Below are 1,921 nucleotides of genomic sequence, written 5' to 3'. Positions count from 1 at the left end.
TCCGCTCTGACGCACATTTTGGACAGTATTGCATAAAGAACTCCTTAACTGGAGTATGTCATTATAACATTCTTTATACAATACTCTCGATGTCTTTTCATGCCGTTGTTCCTCCCATAGCAAGTTTGTTTTTCCGGTGGGAATGCCCCTCTCTGGAGGCACGGGGATGGAGCGCCGTATCTGGGTGTTTTTCTAGCACAGACGTGCCTTCCGCAGCATCATTCCGGTGATGAATTGTTTGAAAATCATCCCGAAGATGATGCCAGTGACAGGTCGCTTCAGCTACAAATGTCAGTACATGCCGTCAGCCATGCCGTGACGGAAAGGCGAAAGAATGGCCGAGCATGCGCGCTCGGACGAGTCGCGGCATTTCTGTCGGGCCATGTTGCTCCATGGCGGGGGATGAATTTTTCATGGCCGGAAAAGCCATGGTGCAACGCGGCACTTTTCTGATTCAAGGGGGATGCCTATGGCTGCGCACTGGATGAAACGACTGATGGCCGGGTGTCTGGCGTGCATGATTTTTCTGTTTTCGGCGGACGCAGGCGCTGCCGGGCAGAAAGAAAAGGTCATTCTTGATACCGATATGGTGGAAATGTTTGATGACGGTGTCGCTCTGCTTATGCTGGCAAAGTCGTCCAGGGTTGATTTGCTGGGGGTAACCTGCGTCACCGGCAACAGCTGGATGCAGGAAGGCGTTGCCTATTCCCTCCGCCAGATGGAGCTGGCCGGCCTGAAGCATATCCTGGTTCATGAGGGAATGCGCTACCCCATTCGCCCGAATCGGCATACGCTGTTCGCCCTGGAGCGCCGGCAGTTCGGCATGGGGCATGACGCGTGGCTCGGTTCACTCAATCTTCCCGAACCCGCTTCATGGGAGGCGGCCTACCGCAAGCTGTACAAGGACGAACCCGCGCTCAGGCCCGCCGCGCAGCACGCGGTCAATTTCATTATTGATACGGTCAGGGCCAATCCCAACGAAGTCACCATCGCCGCCATTGGCCCGTGCAGCAATCTGGCCGCAGCCATACGCATGGCTCCGGACATCATACCGCTCATCAAACGTGTGATCTACATGGGCGGTTCTTTCTTTCAGCAGGGCAATGTGACCCCCTCCGCCGAGTTCAACTGGTGGATCGACCCCGAAGCAGCCCAAATCATGGTGCGGGCTCCCATCAGGGAGCAGATCGTTTTTGGTCTTGATGTCTGCGAGAAAGTGGTCTTTCGCAAGGCGCATTACGACGGCCTACCCCAAAACCGCGCCTGAAGGTTGCCAAAAGGCGAGAATTGTCATGAGCGTCGATTCGGAACGCTTCTGGGATATGGTCAATGACAGGCAGTACTGGACGGTTCCCCAGAAGTAGGATCAGCAGGGCAGCGCACAATTGTTCTTTGTGCCGATGAGGGAGCTTTCCTTCCTTTTCTTCAACGGCGAATAGCCCGCCATTCATGCGGGCTATCCAAGCTCAAAGGAAAATCCGATGATCCCTGATCCTTCCCGTCTCATCAATGTGCTCAAAGGCTCGCGGGTCTTTATCCAGACGCACAATTTCCCGGATCAGGACGCTGTTGCCAGCGCCTGTGGACTGCAATGCATCCTGCGTCATTTCGGCATTGACGCCAACCTGTGCTACAAGGGAACTATTGAGAATATGGGTATTCGTCATATTATGGAAGAATATCATATCCACATGGATGAATATTCTCATATAGAGGAGATGACCTTTGCCGACAAAGTCATCCTTGTGGATGGTCAAAAATTTAATGCCAACATGACCGACTTGCCCGGCGACGAGGTAGCCTGTATTGACCACCACCCCGCCAATGACAAAGGTGAGTATGCCTATAAGAGGATGTCCGGCATGTTTTTTGATTTTAAAAGGTGTGGTAATCTCGTCCCATGAAACAAACAGATTTTCGT

The 1,921-nt window shown here is 53.0% G+C and carries 2 protein-coding genes; both read left to right on the top strand.

Annotated elements, in window-relative coordinates:
- Window positions 1–469: 469 nt before the first annotated feature.
- Window positions 470–1,267 carry a nucleoside hydrolase gene (locus HF854_RS12250; RefSeq protein ID WP_240937761.1) on the top strand — a complete coding sequence of 266 codons (798 nt, stop codon included), beginning with the start codon at window positions 470–472 and terminating at the stop codon, window positions 1,265–1,267.
- A gap of 214 nt (window positions 1,268–1,481) precedes the next feature.
- Entirely contained in the window at window positions 1,482–1,904 is a 423-nt protein-coding gene (locus HF854_RS12955; RefSeq protein WP_168936535.1) for a DHH family phosphoesterase, read from the top strand.
- Window positions 1,905–1,921: the final 17 nt, after the last annotated feature.

The organism is Desulfovibrio piger, assembly GCF_012843875.1.
GTDB lineage: Bacteria > Desulfobacterota > Desulfovibrionia > Desulfovibrionales > Desulfovibrionaceae > Desulfovibrio.
This window is presented reverse-complemented; position numbering and strand designations above follow the sequence as displayed.

Coding starts and splice junctions, on each gene's coding strand:
- HF854_RS12250 (WP_240937761.1), top strand. CDS start 470: ATGGCTGCGCACTGGATGAAACGACTGATGGCCGGGTGTCTGGCGTGC.
- HF854_RS12955 (WP_168936535.1), top strand. CDS start 1,482: ATGATCCCTGATCCTTCCCGTCTCATCAATGTGCTCAAAGGCTCGCGG.